Source organism: Caenimonas sedimenti, assembly GCF_007833165.1.
Classification (GTDB): domain Bacteria; phylum Pseudomonadota; class Gammaproteobacteria; order Burkholderiales; family Burkholderiaceae_C; genus Ramlibacter; species Ramlibacter sedimenti.
In genome coordinates, this window is sequence record NZ_VOBQ01000014.1 from 42936 (window position 1) to 60791 (window position 17856).

Sequence of the window (17856 nt, forward strand, 5' to 3'; positions counted from 1 at the left end):
GGCTCTCCGGCCCTCGTTAAACTACCCTTTTCATCCGGAGATCATTTCATGGCACCTCAGTGGTTGCGCCGCGCTTCGCGCTGGCTGGCCGCGTGCGCTGCGGCCGGGCTGCTGGCGTCCTGCGGCTCGGGCAGCATCGAGTCGCAGCTCAGTCCGTCCCGCCTCGTGGCTTTCGGCGACGCGTTCGCCGACCAGGGGCAGAACGGCGCGCGCTACACCATCAACGACGGCACGGTGAACAACTGGACGACGTTCGTCGCCACGGCGTTCGGGCGCAGCCTTTCGGCCTCGTCGACGGGCGGTCTGTCGTACGCCACCGGCAACGCCCGCGTGCTCCAGAAGCCGGACGCGGCGGGCAACGCGGCGACGCCGACGGTCAAGGACCAGATCGACACCTTCCTGGCGGCCAACAGTTTGGGCACCACCGACCTGGTCATCGTCAATGCCGGCACCAGCGACGTGATCGTGCAGGCGGCCTCGGCGGTCGCGGGCACGCAGACGCGCGACCAGATGCTGACGGCGGTCGGCCAGGCGGGTCGTGATCTCGGCGCCCAGGTGCGCCGGCTCGTCCAAGCCGGGGCCAACCATGTCGTCGTGGTCGGCCCCTACAACCTGGGGCGTTCGCCCTGGGGCGTGAAGGTGACCCAGGCCACGTCGCTGCTGGAGGCCGCTTCGTCGCGCTTCAACGAGCAGCTGCTGGTGTCGGTTGTGGACCTCGGCGCGAACGTGCTGTACGTGGACGCGGCGCTCTACTTCAACCTCGTCACGTCATCGCCGGCGTCGTACGACATCGAGAAAGACGAAGACCCGGCCTGCAATTCCGTGGACCCGGGTCCCGGCATCGGCACCGGCACGAACCAGGTGAATTCCAACCTGTGCAACACGAACACGCTGAGCCTGGCGGCCAACGTGACGCGCGACGAATACCTGTTCGCGGACCGGATCTACCCGACGCCGCGCGGGCACCGGTTGTTCGGGGAATACGCGTTCAACCGGATCCGCGAACGTTGGTAGGGGGCGCTGGCGCGCCAGCGAAAAAGGGCGCGCATGCGCCCTTCCTCACCTCGCAAGGACAAGGCCCGCCCTAGGCGGGCCTTGTTTCGTCCTTATTTGACGGTGTCAAATAGGCCGCGTGCTTGCGCATGGCAGAACGGCGGCTCGTAGGTGCCGTGGTAGTTGCCGTAGTAGGTGGCGAACTCCGCGCTGGCGGGGTTCGTCGGGGCGGCGCCGCCGACACCGAAGGCGGCGCGGATCGCCGGGTCCACATCGACCACGGACACCGTGGTCACGCCGCGCGCGTCGAAGTCGGCTTTGGCCACCGTCATGTGCACGGCGGGCGGCACGGTCGGGTCGCCGGCGCCGCCGCACAGCAGCGTCTTCGCCTTCGGGGTCCAGCCCAGCAAGTCATTGCGCTTCGCGGCCAGGAACAGGTTGTTGTTCGGGTTGGTCTGCGAATCGCTGATGAATCCCGGCTGGAAGATCGCATCCCGCGCCTGGTTCGGCGTGACCCCCGGCCCACCCGGCAGCTTGCCGGTGGTGACCAGCGTCGTGTACGTCAGGTCGGGGCTGGGCAGCAGCGACTCGATGTAGGAGGCGTAGGGGGCCTTGAACGCCTGGGTCGGGTCGGCGTAGATGTTGCCGTAGATCTTCTGGTAGCCCGTGACCAGGTAGGGCACGAAGAACTGGTAGCCCGCGATGGCGTCGGGCAGCTTGAAGGAGCCCGACAGGTTGTACGGGCCCGCCAGGTGGGCGCCCGCGACGACGTTGATCTCGCCGGCATGGAACGCCTCGATGGCGCGATGGGCCGCCATGGAGGAATGGCCACCCTGCGAATAGCCCGTCAGCATCACGCGGCCATTCAGCGTGGCGCCCTGGATGCCGGCGGCGCGGCGCGCGGCCCGGATCGAATCGATGACGGTCGTCGCTTCCGACTCCGCGTGCAGGTAGGGGTGGTAGGTGTGGGCCGACTTCGCGAAGCCCAGGTAGTCGGTGGCGACCACGGCATAGCCCTGGGCGGCGTACATCGCGGCCAGCAGGAAGGTCTCGCCGTCGGCCGGGTTGGCCAGCGTGCGCGGCTTCTGCACGTCCGTGCCCTTGGCGTAGGCCACCAGCGGGTGGCTTTGCGTGGCACAGGCACCGGCCGGCACCAGCAGCGCGCCCGACGAATTGGACGGCTCGCCCTTGGCGCCCGGCGTCCGGTAGTTGAGCGCGACCACGCGCACGTCGCACTTGGCCAGGCCGGTGATGGGTTGCAGGCCGCTGGAGGCGGTGCCGGCGTTGATCTGTGCGGCGGTGAGCGTGGTGATGGTCACCGGATCCTCGACCAGGCTGCCCCGGTATTCGTCATCGCCGCCGCCGCAGGCGGCCAGCAGGGCGGCCGCCGCGACGGCCGTCAACATCAGTCTTCTTTGCATGCCGTGTTCTCCTTGGAGTGAATAGAACGGTCGTTCTTTTTTGGGCTTTCCATCGTAGCCGCCGGGCGCAGGCGGCGCACAGCTGCCGGCACCGGGGTTTTCCCGCTGGCGCCATCTCCTCGGCTACGGGCCTGCCGCAGAAACACAGCCCTGGCGATGGGCGGATTACTCGTTTAGCGGTAGGCGCATTCCCACAGGGGCCGAAGGCCGGGCCTACAGACCAGGCACGCGTTTACAGTCATGCTTGAGCAAACGCACAACGGAACCCCGCGAGATTGATCCAAGCCACCGTACCGCTATCCGTTTTCATGGTCGAGGACTCCGAGCCAGTCCGGGAGACGTTCGCCGAATTGCTGTCGGCCATGCCGGGCTTCGAACTTGCCGGGATGGCCGCCAGCGAATCGCAAGCGACGGAGTGGCTGACCGGCCACGACGACGGCTGGGAGATCGCCATCGTCGACCTGATGCTCAAGGGTGGTTCGGGATTCAACCTCATCCCCAAGCTCAAGGCGGCGGCGGGCCGGACGGTGATCGTCTACAGCGGCTTCGTCACGCCGGAGGTCAAGCAGCGCTGCATGGACCTGGGGGCCGATGCCGTCTTCCAGAAGTCCGGCACCGAGGGCATGCTCCAGTACCTGGTGTCGCTGCGCACCCGCAGGCGGGTCACCGGCGTCTGACCCTAACCGAACCGGATTTTCATCACCAGGATGCCGCAGGCCAGCGCCAGCGTGACGGCGTTCGAGATGATCACCGGCCAGGCCCCCAGCAGCCAGCCGTAGACCAGCCACAGTGCCACGCCGGCGGTGAAGACGCTGTACATGCCGAGCGAGATGCCGCGCACGTCGCGTGTGCGGAATGTCAGCCAGGCCTGCGGCACGAAGCTGCAGGTGGTCAGGATGGCCGCCGCGGAGCCCACCCAGTCTTGCCATTGCGCCGCGTTCAAGGTTCGCGCGCCGTCCATTCCACCAGCGCGTCGATCGCGGGGCGGATCGCTACAGCGTTGCCGTGATTGGCCAGCGCCACCACGACGTAGCGGCGGCCCTGGGCCCCGTGCACGAAGCCGGCCACCCCCGCGACGTCGCGCAGGCTGCCGGTTTTCAGGTGGGCCAGCCCGACGTTGCGGCGGCCGCGCCTGAGCGTTCCATCGAGTCCCGCCGCCGGCAGCGAGCTCACCAGCTCGGGCATCAAGGGGGAGGCCCAGGCGGCCTGCAGCAGCTGGCCCAGCTGGCGCGCCGTGATGCGTTCGCTGCGCGACAGGCCGGAGCCGTTGTCCATCACCGGCGCTTCGCCGCCGAAGCGGTCCGTCCACCAGGTTCGGATGATTTCGCGCGAGCCCTCGAAAGTGCCCTTGCCGCGCTGCTGCAGGCTGAGCGTGAGGAACAGCTGCTGCGCCATCACGTTGTTGCTGAACTTGTTGACGTCGCGCACGATCTCCGCGAGCGGCAGGGATGGCCATTCGAAAGCCACCCTGGCGCCGGACGGCATGCGCCCCTCGCGGACCTGGCCGGTGAGCTGGCCGCCCATCTCCTGCCAGGTGCCGGCGACCGCGCGCGCCGCGTAGCTCGCGGGCTGCGGAAAGGCCAGGGGCCAGCTCAGGCTGCCGCAAGCGGCCGGGAACACGCCTTCGAAGCGGGGCCGCGCCGGATCGGCGAAGTTGGCCCGCAGGCCGGCGCGCCAGTCGGTGCATTCGCCTGATGCCAAGGCGATGCTGGCCGGCCACTGCACGCCGGCCAGGGCCGGTTCAGCCTGCACGCGCGCCTGGCCCGCCTCGGGTGTGAAGTGCAGCACCACCGACTTGAAGTTGACCAGCAGCGCATCGGGCGCGGCGTTGTAGGGCCGCAGCGGCTCGCCGTCGAAAGCGCCCGGGTCCACCGCGGGCACCTCGAAGGCGCTGCGGTCCAGCACGATGTCGCCGCTGATGGACCGCACGCCCATCCCCTGCACACGGCGCAGCAGCAGCCACAAGCGCTCGATCACGAGCTTGGGGTCGCCCTGGCCCTTGAGATAGAGGTTGCCCTGCAGCACGCCGTCGCGCACCGGCCCGTCGACGGCCACGGTCGTGTTCCAGGTGTACGTCGGACCCAGCAGCTCGAGGGCCGCGAAGGTGGTCGTGAGCTTGGCCACGGACGCCGGGTTGACGGGTGCGTCGACGCGATGCGCCACCCGGGGCGCGCCGCCACCCGCCGGCGCGACCAGCATCACGACGGCATCGCGGGGCAGCTTGCCGCGTGCCAGCGCCGCCTCCACCTCGGCCGGCAGGCCCTGGGCCGCGGCCGTGCCCGCGGCCAGCAGCAGCGCGGCACAGGCATGGCGAAGACGGCGCGGCATGGCTGGATTATGGAGAAGCTTCGATAATGGCGGGTTGAACCTCCTCGCCTTCGACACCAGCACCGAGCGCATGTCCGTCGCCGTCCGCGCCGGCCTGGCCGGGCCGGTGCTCGGCTTTGAAGGCGGTGGCGGCGCGCAGACGTCGGCCAGCCTGATCCCGGCGATCCAGGACTTGCTCGCGCAGGCCGGGCTGGCTCTGGGCCAGCTCGACGCCATCGTCTTCGGCCGGGGGCCCGGTTCATTCACCGGGCTGCGGACCGCCTGTTCGGTCGCGCAGGGCCTGGGCTTCGGCTCGGGCGTGCCGGTGCTGGCCGTCGACACGCTGCTGGCCGTCGCCGAGGAGGCGCGTGCGGCCAGCGGCGCGACCCAGGTGGTGGCCGTCCTCGACGCGCGCATGGATGAGGTGTACTGGGCCAGGTACGCCTGGAGCGCCGGTGCCTGGGCAGCATCGGGTGGCCCGCTGCTCGGCGCTCCAGAGGACGTGCAAGTGCCGTCCGGGGCCACGCTGGCCGGCAATGCGCTGGCCTTGCACGCCGCCCGGTTGACGGCGGAAGGCGGTCGGGTCGAGGCCTGGCCGACCGCCGCGGCCCTGTTGCGGCTCGCCCCCGCCCTGCTGACCGCCGGTCTGGCGGCGCCTGCCGCCCAGGCGCTTCCGCTCTACGTGCGCGACAAAGTCGCGCAAACTAGCGCTGAACGCGCGGCCATCCGCGCCAGCAAATGATGAGCGCAGTCTTCAAGGCGGTGGAGGCGGGCTTCGAGCCCATGACGGAGGCCCGGCTGGACGAAGTCGTGGCCATCGAAGGCCGCGCCTACCGCCACCCCTGGACGCGCGGCAACTTCGCCGACTCCATCCGTTCGGGCTACCAGGCGCAGTTGCTGTGCGGCGGCGCCACGGTGCTTGGCTACTTCGTTGCCATGAAGGGCGTCGATGAAGTGCACCTGCTCAACATCACGGTCGCACCGCAGCACCAGGGCCAGGGCTGGGGCCGCGTGATGCTGGACGCACTGACGCTCTGGTCGCGCGCGCAGGGCGCGCAGTGGCTCTGGCTCGAAGTGCGCACCAGCAATGCCCGCGCGCAGCAGATCTACCTGCGCTACGGCTACCGCCGGGTCGGCGAGCGCAAGAACTACTACCCCGCCGACCACGGCCGCGAGGACGCGATCGTCATGAGCTTGAAGTTGTGAGCCTGGAACTCGACGAGCGCCAGCGGGCCATGCTCGAAGAAATGGGAGTTCGGGTCTTCGACCCAAACTCCCATCCTGGGCGAGTTGACGGTACCCCCCCCAACGCCCCCCGCCAAGCGGGTGGGGCCGCGGACCTGCGGCCCGCAGGATCGGCCATGCCGAATCGCCGCCCTGGATCTCCGGACGTGCAGGTCGCTCCCGTTCGACAGGCGCGACCCGGCGGTGTGGAAGAGATGGCATGGGACTCCCTCGCGCAAACGGTCGCCGCCTGCCGCGCCTGCAAGCTGTGCGACGGCCGCCGCAACACGGTGTTCGGGGTCGGGCCGCAGCGCGCCGACTGGATGGTGATCGGTGAGGCGCCCGGCGAGAACGAAGACCTGCAGGGCGAGCCCTTCGTCGGCCAGGCGGGCAAGCTGCTGGACAACATGCTGGCCGCGCTCGGCCTGAATCGCCGCCAGCACGTCTACATCGCCAATGTCCTGAAGTGCCGGCCCCCGGGCAACCGCAACCCCGAGCCCGACGAAGTGGCGCAGTGCGAGCCGTTCCTGCGCCGCCAGGTGGCCCTGGTGCAGCCGCGCGTGATCCTCGCGATGGGGCGCTTCGCGGTGCAGACACTGCTGCAGACCACCGAGCCGATCGGCAAGCTGCGCGGACGCACGCATGTCTACAACGGCGTTCCGGTGATCGTCACGTACCACCCGGCGTACCTGCTGCGCAACCTGCCCGACAAGGCCAAGGCCTGGGCCGACCTGTGCATGGCGCAGGCTTTGCTGCGCGCCGAGGCTTAGCCTTCCGTCTTCGGCTTGTACGCTTCCGGCGCGATGGTCCGCGCCGCGTAATCGATGCCGCTGAACGCCGAATACTCCGCCACCGTGCGCACGCTGCCCAGGCCGAAGACGCCCAGGTCGCCGCCCGCGGCCAGCGTGGCGAGCCGCGCGCGCGCCCGCTGTTCCAGGTCCCACCAGCCGACCTTGCGCTGCGCATCGAGCGCCGAATCCCAGTGCATCGGCCGCGGCGGCGCGCCCGATTCCGCGTTGTTGTACAGGTGGTAGATGGGCAGGCCCGGCATGTGGAAGATGTCCCAGCCGTGCGTGTAGAGGCGCAATGACAGCGCCTGCTCCTCGCCATGGAAGTAGTACCAGGGGTCGTACGGAAACTGGTACGCGAAGCGCCCGGGCGCGAACAGGCAACCCGCGCCCACGTGGAAGCCGCGCACCGGCGTGTCCTGCTCCACCGGATGCCCCTCGAAATGCAGCACCAGGTGGTCCAGCTGGAAGGTCTCGGCCGGCTTCACCACGTGCACCAGCACCTTGTCGGTGACGCCGCGCCGCACCGGCTGCCCGTTCTCGAAGGCGAACGAGTTGGGATAGGAGGAGACGACGACGCCCGGGTTGCGCGCCTGCAGCGCCTGGGTCTGTTCGATCAGCTTGCGGTCCCAGTGGTGCTCGAAATCCATGTGCGAATCGAGCTGCAGATACCAGTCTTCCCCGTTGTAAAGCGAATTGGCCAGCGCGCGCGCCCAGCAGGGGCCGCGCGCGTCCAGCGGGTCCACCCGCACCAGGCTCAGGCGCGCGCCCTGCGCCAGCTGCACGACCCGCGGTGCAGTTGCCGGGCTTTGGTCGGCCACGCCAAAGTGCAGCTGGTCCGGCTGCGCGGCCATCGCAATGGCGCGGTCCAGCGTGAAGGGCAGCACCGGGTCGCAGTACGAAGCGATGTTGACGAAGATGGACATGAATCTGACTTCGTGGCGACACAAATGTCGGGAGGCGGACGCATTCGGCGACCGGCGAACGGAGCGCCTGCGCCGGCAGCGCGGCACAAGTTCACGGCATGTTACCAAGCGCGCGACAAGTGTCCGGCACACGCCACACATCGGGATTTCGCACCCAGTCCATTCAGACTGAAAACGCACATCAAATGTGATTCTGGCGCGCGACTTGCCAACACTGCGGGCTCGTGCCGTTGTGAATGCTGTCTGTATCCGGACGTAAGCAACGGCGAACCACTTGCATCTCCGTCGAGGCCGGTCACCATGACTTCTCACCGCACGGTCCATTGCCGGCTCGCCGCAACGCCGGCCGCCGCGGGATTCCACCCCGCCCTGGCAGCGCTCGCGGTGGCGGCCGCTTTCGGCCTCCCATCCGTGCATGCGCAACCGGCGGGCGCGCATGTCATTCACGGCCAGGCCGCGTTCTCGTCGAACGGCCGCAACCTGCTCGTCACCACGCAAAACGGAGCAGGGACCCAGCACTCCACGATCAACTGGCAAAGCTTCTCGGTGCCCGCGGGCAGCGTCACGCGGTTCCAGCAACCCTCGGCGGCCAGCACCTCGATCAACCGCGTCACCGGGCCGGACCCGTCCGCCCTGTTCGGCACGCTCAGCTCCAACGGCAAGCTGGTGCTCGTCAACCCGGCAGGCATCGCCGTCGGCCAGGGCGCGGTGGTCGACACGGCCGGATTCACCGCCTCGACGCTGAAAATGAGCGACGCCGACGCCATGGCCGGGCGCTTGCGCTTCCAGGACGGCGTCGCGGCCCTAGGCGTGGAAGGACGCATCCTGGCGCGCGGCGGCGATGTCGTCCTGCTCGCGCCGCAGGTGCGCACCGGCGAGCACGCCGTCATCCGCAGCGAGGGCGGCGCGACGCTGCTGCTGGCCGGGCAAAAGGCCGACCTCACGGGCCGCGGCCTCGAAGGCATCCTGCTCGAGGTCCAGGCCCGCAACGAAGCCGTCAACCTGGGCCGGCTGTCCGGCGATGCGGTCGGCATCTTCGCCGGCACCCTGAAGCACAGCGGGCACATCCAGGCCGACGCCGTCGCCATCGAAGGCGGCAAGGTGGTGCTCAAGGCCAGCGCGGGGGACAGCCTGGTCAGCGGGACCATCGCCGCCACCAATTTGCAGGGCCGCGGAGGCGCGATCGACGTCTTGGGCAACCGCGTCGGGCTGATGGCCGGCGCGCGGCTCGACGCCAGCGGCGCCACAGGCGGCGGCAACATCCGCGTGGGCGGCGACTACCAGGGCAAGAATGCCGGCGTGCCGAATGCGCGGCGGACCTACCTCGATGCCGACGCGTCCATCCGCGCCGACGCCACCGACCAGGGCGACGGCGGCCGCGTCATTGTCTGGGCGGACGAACAGACCCAGAGCCTGGGTGCGATCCAGGCCCGCGGCGGGCCGCGCGGCGGCGACGGCGGCTTCGTCGAGGTCTCGGGCAAGCAGCGGCTCTTGTTCGCGTCGGCAGTCGATGCGTCGGCGCCGCGGGGCAAGATCGGCACGTTGCTGCTCGACCCGGACAACATCGAGATCACGGGAGCGAACGCATACACGGTGGAGCCGTTCGGCGGTGGCGACTTCACGTTCAGCGCGGCTTCGCTCGCCAACGCGGGAGTCCAGGTGCAATTGCTGGCCACGGGCGACATCACCTTCAGCGACGCAGTGGCCATGGTCAACGATGGCATTGGCATCACGGCGCAGGCGGGAGGCAGCATCACCGTCGGCAGCACCATCACGACGCGCGGCGGTGCTGTCTCCCTGACGGCCGGCGATCCCGCGTCCGGCGCGGCATCCGCGTCGGCGGGCATCACCGTCACCGCCGCCATCGACACCACCAGCGGGGGATTCCCTGGCGGTGCGCCGGTTTCGCTGGTCGTCGCGCCCGCGGCGACTTCCTCGACCGGCATCGCCGTGCTCGCCAGCCTGAACGCCGGCACCGCCGGTGCCCTCAGGTTGGAAGCCCCCGGGCCGGTCGCGGTCATCAACGCTGGTCTGATCAAGGGCGCCAGCGTCACGCTCAGCGCTTCGGGGGCCGATGGCCTGGCACTCATGGCCAGCAGCGTCGTCGAGGCGGAAAACAACATCACGATCGAAGGCGCGGAATCCGCCTTGGTCGCCTTGTCCACTCTGACGTCGTCAGCCGGCAATATCACGGTGCGGGGCGGGCAGGCCAATGCCGCGCCCGCCTTCGACGGCGTCCAGGTCGTCGAGTCCACCGTCCGCGCCGCCGCCGGCAACATCACCTTGAGCGGCCGCACCTCGAGCGACGCCTCTTTCGGGGTGTTGTTGATTGGTCCGACCGAACTGACCGCTGTCACGACGCGGGTGACCGGGCTGATGGAGCTGCCGAGCGCGACCACCGGCGTCACCGGCGCCGGGGTCGGAATCGACTGCTCGTGCGGCGTTCTGAGCGGCACGGGGGCGATGATCGTGGACGGCACGGTGACGCGGGGCGATGCCCCCGGTGTCGTGCTGATCGATTCGCTGGTGACGCGCACCGGCAGCTTCAGCCTGGCCGGAACGAGCGGCGGCGCCGTCGGCGTGCTGATCGAGGGTGGCAACCTCGGCACAGGCGGCGGGGCCTTCACGGTCAGTTCAGCCCAGCGCGTCGAGGTCAAGGGCGCCACCGTCCAGGGAGGTGTCGTCACCGTCACCGGCGAGACCGCGGCGGCCGCCCCGGCCATCGAACTCGACGGCGCAACGATCACCGCATCGACATCGCTCGACCTGCGGGCCATTGGCGGCGACCTGGTGCTGAAGAACGCCAGCACCCTGACGAACAACGGAGCGGGCGCACTCCAGCTCCGGGCCACCACGGCCGGCAAGCGCGTGGACGTGGCAGCCGGCTCCTCGGCCAGCAGCGTCGGCGAAGCCCGCGTCATCGGTGACGTGGTGGCACTGGCCGGGCCCGTGGGTTCGACCGGCGGCCAGGTGCTGGTGCAGCCGGCCAGCACCGGGCGGCTGATCTCCCTGGGCGGCACGGACGAAGCCGGTGCCTTGAACCTGACCGCGGCCGAAGTCAACCTGCTTTCCGGCACGGCGCTGGTCGTCGGCATGGCGGGCCACACGGCCGGCATCACCATCGACAGCAACATCGCCCCGACGGGTACGACGGCGTTGCGCCTGGTCACCGATGGCACGATCACGCAGACGGGCTCCATCACCGAAACGCGCTTCAGCGCCATAGGCACCGGCGGCATCGCACTCTCGAACGCGGCGAACCAGATCGACGAGGTCACGCAAATGCGCGCGAGCGGCAACAACATCACTTTTCGAAACACCGGGCCGCTCAGCGTCGCGGGTCCCGTCGAGGCGGGCACCGGGCGGGCCGACATCGAGTCTGCCGCCGGGCTCACCATCACGTCGGCCGGTGCCGTCAGCGGTAACGGCGTCGCGGTGAAGTCGGCGGGGGGCGACCTGCTCGTCAACGGGTTGGTCAATGCCGAGAACGGCCGCGCCGAGCTGGTGGCCAGCGGCGCCATCCGTTTCGCCGGCAGCTCCGGCCTGGCCGGCGCGGGTGGCGCCAAGCTCACCGCAGGGGGAGCTGCCGAACTGGTGGGCGGCACGATGCGGTTGAGCACCTCACTGGATGCGACCGGGCCTGTTCTGAAGGTGAGCGCCGGAACCCTGGACGTGGCTGGTACGGCGACCGTACCGCGCCTCGACATGACCGGCGGCGTCATCAGCGGCACCGGCTCGCTCTCGGTTCCCACCAGCTTCGCGTGGAGCGGTGGATCGCTGGAGGCCAACGGCGGCGTGACCCTGGGCGGCGCGACCGACGTCTCCGGCAACGTCCGCCTGGGGCTGCAGGTCGCCAATGCCGGCACGCTCACCGTCGCCAATGGCACCGCGTTCCAGCTGGACGGGACGCTTACCAACCAGGCCGGGGCGACGTTCGAGGCCCAGGGCGGCTTCACCCTGGCGGGGGAGTCCGGCGTGTTCGCGAATGCCGGGACCTTCAACAAGACCGGCGCCGGGACCCTGACTTTCCTCGGAAACTTCACCAATTCGAGCGGCGCGCTGCTGAACCTGGCGGCCGGCAACGTCACATTCGGCGGCTTCACGTTCCCCACCAACCAGGGCCGGGTGCTCATCGCGGGCGGCAGCACGCTCGACACCAACAGCGGCAACCTGACCAACAGCGCGGCGGGGACCATCGGCGGGTCGGGGACGCTGCGCATGATCAACGGCACGCTGAACAACAACGGCACCATCGATCCGGGCAATACCGGCGCAATCGGCACCTTGTTCCTGAACGCGGCCACGATCAACTTCGGCGCGACCACCATCCTCAAGATCGACCTCGACCAGAGTTCGCGGGACCAGATCCGGATCAGCGGCGCGGCGAACTATCTCGGCGGCCAGGTCCAGGTAACCGAACTGGGCCCCTCCGACCCCGGAACCTACGTCATCGTCACGGGCCAGGGCAACGGCGTCCTGCCACTGCTGCAAGGCGCGCCCGCCGGGTCGTCGCTGAGTTTCGGTTCGCTGGAACTGACGGTGCCGCCGGCCCCACCCGCGCCGGCTCCGGCACCAGCGCCCGGCCCGGTCCCCGCACCGGCGCCTGCCCCCGCGCCAGCGCCAGCGCCTGCCCCCGCGCCAGCGCCAGCGCCTGCCCCCGCGCCGGCGCCTGCCCCAGCCCCAGCGCCAGCGCCAGCGCCAGCGCCTGCCCCGGCACCAGCTCCGGCCCCCGCGCCAGCACCCGGCCCTGCGCCTGCCCCAGCGCCTGCACCTGCACCTGCACCTGCACCTGCACCTGCACCTGCACCTGCACCTGCACCTGCACCTGCACCTGCACCTGCACCCACCTCGGGCGGCAGTCCGCCGCCGGGCAACGATGCCGTTCGGTTCGCCGAGTCGTTCCACAACTCGGTGCGGGTGCGGCAAGAAAGCGACACTTCGTCGACGGCCGAACTGGTTGTGCACGCCGCGCCACAGAGCTGTGAACCATGCCAGCGCGTTGAAGTGCTTTGTGCCCCCGCCGCCAATGGCGGCGGAGCCGCGGACGCCTGCGTCATTTCGGAGGCCCGGCAGCGCCGCTGCGTCCTCCCGAACCCGAACCGGCCGCTGGACATCGCAGCAAATTCGTGCGATCTGACCAAAACTCCACGCAAACCCTGATGAGGTGTTGTTTCAACCCTTGAGACTTGTAAGTATTCAAGGACAATATCTCGAAGTGCGCCCCTTGGGCGCGAGCGGAGCCGTCACATGTCCAAGCGTCCCATCCCGTCCACCCGCGGCCGTCGTCCCGCGGCCAGTCCCGCGGCGGCAGGTTTCCGACCCGCGGTGGGGGTGCTGGCGGTTGCCGCGGCCTTCAGCCTGCATGCGCCCGCGCTGCTGGCGCAGCCCGCCGGTGCCCAGGCGATCCACGGCGCGGCCAGCCTGGCGCGCAACGGCAACAACCTGGTGGTCACCACCACCAACGGCGCGGGGACGGGCCATTCGGCCATCAACTGGCAAAGCTTCTCGGTGCCCGCGGGCAGCGTCACGCAGTTCAAGCAGCCGACGGCTTCCAGCCTGTCGGTCAACCGCGTCGTCGGCTCCGATCCTTCCGCCATCTTCGGCACGCTGTCCTCGAACGGCCGGCTGGTGCTCGTCAACCCCGCCGGCATCACGGTGGGCGCGGGCGCGGTGGTCGACACCGCGGGCTTCACGGCTTCCACGCTGCGCATGAGCGATGCCGACGCGCTGGCCGGCCGGCTGGTGTTCGGTGATGGCGGTTCCGGCGCGCTGCAGGTCGACGGGCGGATCGTGGCGAAGAACGGCGATGTCGTCCTGATCGCCCCCAATGTGCAGACGGGCGCCAACGCGGTCGTCCAGTCCGAGGGCGGCTCCACCATCCTGGCGGCCGGCCAGAAGGTCGAGATCACCGGCCGCGGCCTCGAAGGCATCCGCCTCGAGGTGCAGGCGGGCAGCGAAGCGCGCAACCTCGGCACGCTCAAGGGCGACGCCGTCGGCATCTTCGCGGACACGCTCAAGCACAGCGGCCTGATCCAGGCCAATGCCGCCGCCACCGAAGGCGGCCGCGTCGTGCTGAAGGCCGCGGCCGGGGACGCCCTGGTCGACGGTGCCGTCAGCGCCACGTCCGCCACCGGCAAAGGCGGCAGCATCGACGTGCTCGGCAACCGCGTGGGCCTGCTGGCCGGCGCTTCGCTCGACGCCAGCGGCGCGGCCGGCGGCGGCACGGTGCGCGTGGGTGGCGACTACCAGGGCAAGAACGCCGAGGTGCCGAACGCGCAGCGGACCTACGTCGATCCCCAGGCTTCCATCCAGGCCGACGCCACGGCGCAGGGCGACGGCGGCAAGGTCATCGTGTGGGCTGACAACACCACGCAGGGCCACGGCACGATCAGTGCTCGTGGCGGCCCGCAGGGAGGAGACGGCGGCTTCGTCGAGGTCTCGGGCAAGAACGGCTTGCAATTCGGCGCCAAGGTCGATACTTCGGCGCCGAAGGGGAAGCTGGGGACCCTCCTGCTCGACCCAGACACCATTACCGTTGATAACCTGGGCCCCGGCACCTACAGTGGGCCCATCCTGTTTGATGGCAGCACCGGCGCTCTCGTCATCGATGCGGACGCGCTGACGGGGCAGCCTGGCAATGTGGAATTGCGCGCCTCTCTGGACATCACTGTCAATGAACCTGTGGTGTTCACGAACACCGGGCAGAGTTTCCTGGCCGAGGCCGGACGCAACGTGACCGTCACAACCAACGGAGCCATCACGACGTTGGGCGGCGCCATCACATTGCACGCCGGCCATAGCGGATCTCCTGCCCTTCCCCCCGAAGGAAAGGTGCTCGTCGCCGGGCCCCTGACGAGCAATAACGGCAACATCACCATCCAGTCCGACAAGTCGACCAGCAGCTTCCCCTACACGAGCGTCGAGGTGTCGGCGAATGTGGCCGCCGGCGGCGGAAACGTCCTGATCCAGGGCATGGCGGACATCGATGTGACGGGCGCCAGCGTGACCGGAGGCATGGTCACGCTCAGCAGTACGGGTTCGGCGGGAACGATCTACCTCGACAATGCCACCGTGAGCTCGTCGGCAGGCCCGGTGATGATCCAGACGGTCGGGTATGACGTCGTCATCAGCAACTCGTCGGCCGTGAACTCCACCGGAGGCGGCATCACGGTGCAGGGCGAATACGTCGATGTCCTGGGCTCGTCGCTGAACAGCGGCAGCAACACGCTGTCCTTGCAAAGCGTCTCCGCGGCCTCGGCCAGCGGCGCGATGCTGAGCGGCGCCAACGTCAGCATGACCGCCAGCGACGGAACCGTCATGCTGGACGGGAACACGACGGTCACCGCCACCGGCTCGGGCGTGGTGACGCTCAACGGCGATGCGCGCACGACGTTCGGCTCTCCGGGCGTGCACCTGGGCGATGTGAGCATCACCGCCGGCAGCATCACGATCAATGGCCACAGCGACTACGGTTGGGGCGTCAGCATGGACGGCAACGTGGCTCTCACGTCGACGTCGGGTGCCACCATCACGGGCCTCGCCCATTCCGCCGGCTCCGGCGGCGGCGGCATCCTGCTCGATTGCAGTTGCGGCGGCACCTTGACGGGCAGCGGCAATCTGTTCATGACGGGCACGGCCGCCAGCGGCAGCGCCCACAAAGGCGTGTTCCTGAACACGGCCGGCATCAACCGGACCGGCGGCAACCTGACCATCAGCGGAAACGGCTCCGGCAACATGGGCCTGTACATCCTGGGCTCCCTCGTTCAGAACGCCGGCACCATCAACCTGATGGGCAACTCGAATTCGTCGATCGGCGTCAACATCGAAGGTTCCACGATCACCGCCACGACCAGCGGCGTGATCATCAACGGCACGAGTTCCGCCAGCCATGGCTTCCGGATGGGCCCCGCGCCTCCGCCCCCGCCTCCGCCGGCGCCGGCGCCGCCGCCGACGTTCACTATCAACTCGGACACGCTGATCAACATCACCGGGACGACCGGCGCCGGCAGCGGCGTTGCGGCCGTGACCGCGACGAACGAAACCTTCAATGCCGTCACGTCGCTCTCGATCGACGCCGTCAACGGCGACTTGTCGCTGACCAGCACGGCCTTGAACGTTTCCGGCGGTTCCGGCGAAGTGAAGCTGCGCGCCATGGCGCCGGCACCCGCGCCCACCGCGCCGGCCATCCGGTTGCTGGGCGGCACCGCGGTGAATGCGCTTTCGAGTTCCGCCGGGACGGCCGTGCGGCTGGACGCGGACACGGTCGATATCGCCGGCGGTGCGATCACAACGGCCACCGGCACGCGCACGATGATCGTGCCCGTGAGCCCGAGTCGTGTCATTTCCCTCGGCGGCAGCGACGAGGCCGGCAGGCTCACTCTCACGCAGGGGGAGCTGAACAAGATCGCGACGGGCACGCTCGTCGTCGGCTCGAATGCCGGCACCGGTGGCCTCCATATCGAAGGTGGCGCGCCCCTCACCTTGACCGCTTCCGCCCTGAGCCTGATCCAGGGCAGCAGCACCGGCATCCTGCAGACGACGGGGTCGACGCTGACGGTGGGCGCGCTCAACGCGGACGCCGGGCATGTGGTCATGCCCGAGGCGAACAGCGTGAGCACGGTTTCCGGCAAGGCCACCGACAACTTCGGCAGCGGCTTCACGTTCTACAACGCAGGCGGCTTCTCCGTCGGCACGGTCGACCTGCAAAGCGGCATCCTCGCGGGATCCGCGCCCGTCGTGCTCACGTCGGTGTCCGGCGGGATTTCGCAGACGATGCCCATCACCGGCACCAGCCTGAACGTCCTGACCTCGAGCATGCCGATCGCGCTCGACAACGCCGGCAACAGCTTCAGTCTCGTGAACGCGCAGACCGGCGCAGGTGGCAGCATCGCCATCGGCAACAGCGCCGCCGCTTCTGCGTTCAACGCGAACAGCGGCGGCATCATCACGTACAAGGGCACCGGCAGCGTGACGCTGGAATCGGTGGGCACGAGTTCCACAGCGGCCGGTTCAACCTTCGGGACAGCGGCGATCTCCATCGAGGCGGCGGGCATCACCAAGGCACCCCCGCCACCCCCGCCGCCCGCACCGGCCAGCCCGCAGCTTCTCGCAAGCGGTGGCGGCTCCGTGTACCTGAACGGCGTCAGCGGCGACATCGGCGCCTCGGGCCAGGCCATCGGCATCTTCGCGCCTGGCGGGATCACGGTCGCCGGCGGCAACAATGTGTTCCTCTCGCCCGGCAACCCGAACACGATCGTTCATGGTTTGACCACGACGGGCAACGTGACCATTTCCGGCTCTACGACACCAGGCGCAACGCTGGACCTCCGCAGCGCCACGGTCGGCGGCGCCCTCACCTGGACGGATTACGATAGCGCCATCATCGGCCAGGGCGGCGGCGTGGTCGGCGCCACCGGCTTGATCACTGCGCCGAGCGACGTGGTCGTGAAGGGCTATCTCGCACCCGGGGGGGTCGGCCCCGTCTCGACGATGAACATCGGTGGCAACCTGTCCGTCGATGCAGGCGGGACGCTGAAGTTCGATTTCGGTCCCAGGCCCAGCAGTGCCCCCGCCGGACCCGCTCACGACGTCATCAATGTGACCGGTTCCACCACGTTTGCGCCTGGCGACGGAAGCACTTACGTCTTTCTCGGGGGCAGTCAACCTGCCGACAGCAGTTACACGCTCATGACGGGGCCGACGCCGACTGGCGGCGTCCCCACGCTTCACCCCTCCAGTACTGTGCAGGGCGCGACCTTCGCCTTTGGTTCGTTGATTGCGCAGGTGGTGGCTCCGACCAGCGCCCCGCCGGCGCCCCCCCCGCCACCGGCTTCCGCGTCACCCACGTCGCCGCCGGCCTCCGCGGCGCCGACCTCGCCGCCGGCATCGTCGCCACCCGCTCCCCCACCGCCCACGTCGCCGCCGGCTTCGGCCAGCCCGACGTCACCGCCCGCATCGGCGCCGCCGGCCCCCCCGCCGCCTACGTCGCCGCCGGCTTCCTCGGCGCCGCCGCCGTCCACATCCGCCCCCGCGCAGCAGCAGGTCGACAACCAGGTGGTCACCTTCGCCAAGCTGTTCGTCGAAGAGGCGAAGACGCAGGACGAGAAGGACGACAAGAAGACCGTCGGCAAGGACGACATCGTCCTCACCGACAGCCAGTGCAAGCCAGGCTCGTAGCCTGACTGGCCCGCCGGGCGG

The 17856-nt window shown here is 69.5% G+C and carries 11 protein-coding genes; 7 read left to right on the forward strand and 4 right to left on the reverse strand.

The genetic code is table 11. The annotated features are described in order from the left end of the window. Positions 1-48 precede the first annotated feature (48 nt). The gene (locus tag FN976_RS17760; RefSeq protein WP_145894391.1) at positions 49-1014 is read left to right on the forward strand and encodes an SGNH/GDSL hydrolase family protein; all 966 of its coding nucleotides are present in this window, start codon (positions 49-51) and stop codon (positions 1012-1014) included. Between the two features lie 92 nt (positions 1015-1106). Here FN976_RS17760 and FN976_RS17765 read toward each other — a convergent pair whose 3' ends face one another. Further along, entirely contained in the window at positions 1107-2414 is a 1308-nt protein-coding gene (locus FN976_RS17765) for a lipase family protein (protein ID WP_145894392.1), read from the reverse strand. Positions 2415-2722: 308 nt separating this feature from the next. Here FN976_RS17765 and FN976_RS17770 point away from each other — a divergent pair, with 308 nt between their 5' ends. Beyond that, a complete protein-coding gene (locus FN976_RS17770; RefSeq protein WP_145894393.1) occupies positions 2723-3091 on the forward strand; it encodes a response regulator in 369 nt (122 codons plus the stop codon). A 2-nt stretch (positions 3092-3093) separates the two neighbouring features. Here FN976_RS17770 and FN976_RS17775 read toward each other — a convergent pair whose 3' ends face one another. Continuing rightward, positions 3094-3357: a SemiSWEET transporter gene (locus FN976_RS17775; RefSeq protein ID WP_255440547.1), complete on the reverse strand. Its 264-nt coding sequence runs from the start codon at positions 3355-3357 to the stop codon at positions 3094-3096. Beyond that, positions 3354-4742 (reverse strand): D-alanyl-D-alanine carboxypeptidase/D-alanyl-D-alanine endopeptidase, encoded by a 1389-nt coding sequence (gene dacB, locus FN976_RS17780; RefSeq protein ID WP_255440548.1) that lies wholly within the window; start codon positions 4740-4742, stop codon positions 3354-3356. The genes FN976_RS17775 and dacB overlap by 4 nt, the downstream gene beginning before the upstream one ends. A gap of 34 nt (positions 4743-4776) precedes the next feature. Here dacB and tsaB point away from each other — a divergent pair, with 34 nt between their 5' ends. The 3 genes from tsaB (at position 4777) to FN976_RS17795 (ending at position 6715) form a co-directional block, all read left to right on the forward strand. After that, positions 4777-5463 carry a tRNA (adenosine(37)-N6)-threonylcarbamoyltransferase complex dimerization subunit type 1 TsaB gene (gene tsaB / locus FN976_RS17785; RefSeq protein ID WP_145894396.1) on the forward strand — a complete coding sequence of 229 codons (687 nt, stop codon included), beginning with the start codon at positions 4777-4779 and terminating at the stop codon, positions 5461-5463. Continuing rightward, complete coding sequence (gene rimI, locus FN976_RS17790) at positions 5463-5927, forward strand: ribosomal protein S18-alanine N-acetyltransferase (RefSeq protein ID WP_145894397.1); 465 nt, start codon at positions 5463-5465, stop codon at positions 5925-5927. Before tsaB ends, rimI begins: the two co-directional genes overlap by 1 nt. 233 nt (positions 5928-6160) lie before the next feature. Beyond that, entirely contained in the window at positions 6161-6715 is a 555-nt protein-coding gene (locus FN976_RS17795; protein ID WP_432417874.1) for a uracil-DNA glycosylase, read from the forward strand. Here the strand turns inward: FN976_RS17795 and FN976_RS17800 are convergent. Continuing rightward, complete coding sequence (locus tag FN976_RS17800; protein WP_186510957.1) at positions 6712-7659, reverse strand: GlcNAc-transferase family protein; 948 nt, start codon at positions 7657-7659, stop codon at positions 6712-6714. The genes FN976_RS17795 and FN976_RS17800 overlap by 4 nt on opposite strands. A gap of 300 nt (positions 7660-7959) precedes the next feature. On the opposite strand from FN976_RS17800, the gene FN976_RS17805 reads away from it, so the two are divergent. Together FN976_RS17805 and FN976_RS17810 are read left to right on the forward strand one after the other, a co-directional pair. Beyond that, positions 7960-12819, forward strand: coding sequence for a beta strand repeat-containing protein (locus FN976_RS17805; protein WP_186510959.1), 4860 nt, complete (start codon positions 7960-7962; stop codon positions 12817-12819). A gap of 87 nt (positions 12820-12906) precedes the next feature. Continuing rightward, positions 12907-17835 (forward strand): beta strand repeat-containing protein, encoded by a 4929-nt coding sequence (locus FN976_RS17810; RefSeq protein WP_145894400.1) that lies wholly within the window; start codon positions 12907-12909, stop codon positions 17833-17835. Positions 17836-17856: the final 21 nt, after the last annotated feature.

Bases quoted from the DNA above. Each gene is read 5' to 3' on its own strand.
- FN976_RS17760 (WP_145894391.1), top strand. From the start codon at position 49: ATGGCACCTCAGTGGTTGCGCCGCGCTTCGCGCTGGCTGGCCGCGTGC.
- FN976_RS17810 (WP_145894400.1), top strand. From the start codon at position 12,907: ATGTCCAAGCGTCCCATCCCGTCCACCCGCGGCCGTCGTCCCGCGGCC.
- FN976_RS17800 (WP_186510957.1), bottom strand. From the start codon at position 7,659: ATGTCCATCTTCGTCAACATCGCTTCGTACTGCGACCCGGTGCTGCCC.
- FN976_RS17805 (WP_186510959.1), top strand. From the start codon at position 7,960: ATGACTTCTCACCGCACGGTCCATTGCCGGCTCGCCGCAACGCCGGCC.
- dacB (WP_255440548.1), bottom strand. From the start codon at position 4,742: ATGCCGCGCCGTCTTCGCCATGCCTGTGCCGCGCTGCTGCTGGCCGCG.
- FN976_RS17770 (WP_145894393.1), top strand. From the start codon at position 2,723: ATGGTCGAGGACTCCGAGCCAGTCCGGGAGACGTTCGCCGAATTGCTG.
- rimI (WP_145894397.1), top strand. From the start codon at position 5,463: ATGAGCGCAGTCTTCAAGGCGGTGGAGGCGGGCTTCGAGCCCATGACG.
- FN976_RS17765 (WP_145894392.1), bottom strand. From the start codon at position 2,414: ATGCAAAGAAGACTGATGTTGACGGCCGTCGCGGCGGCCGCCCTGCTG.
- FN976_RS17795 (WP_432417874.1), top strand. From the start codon at position 6,161: ATGGCATGGGACTCCCTCGCGCAAACGGTCGCCGCCTGCCGCGCCTGC.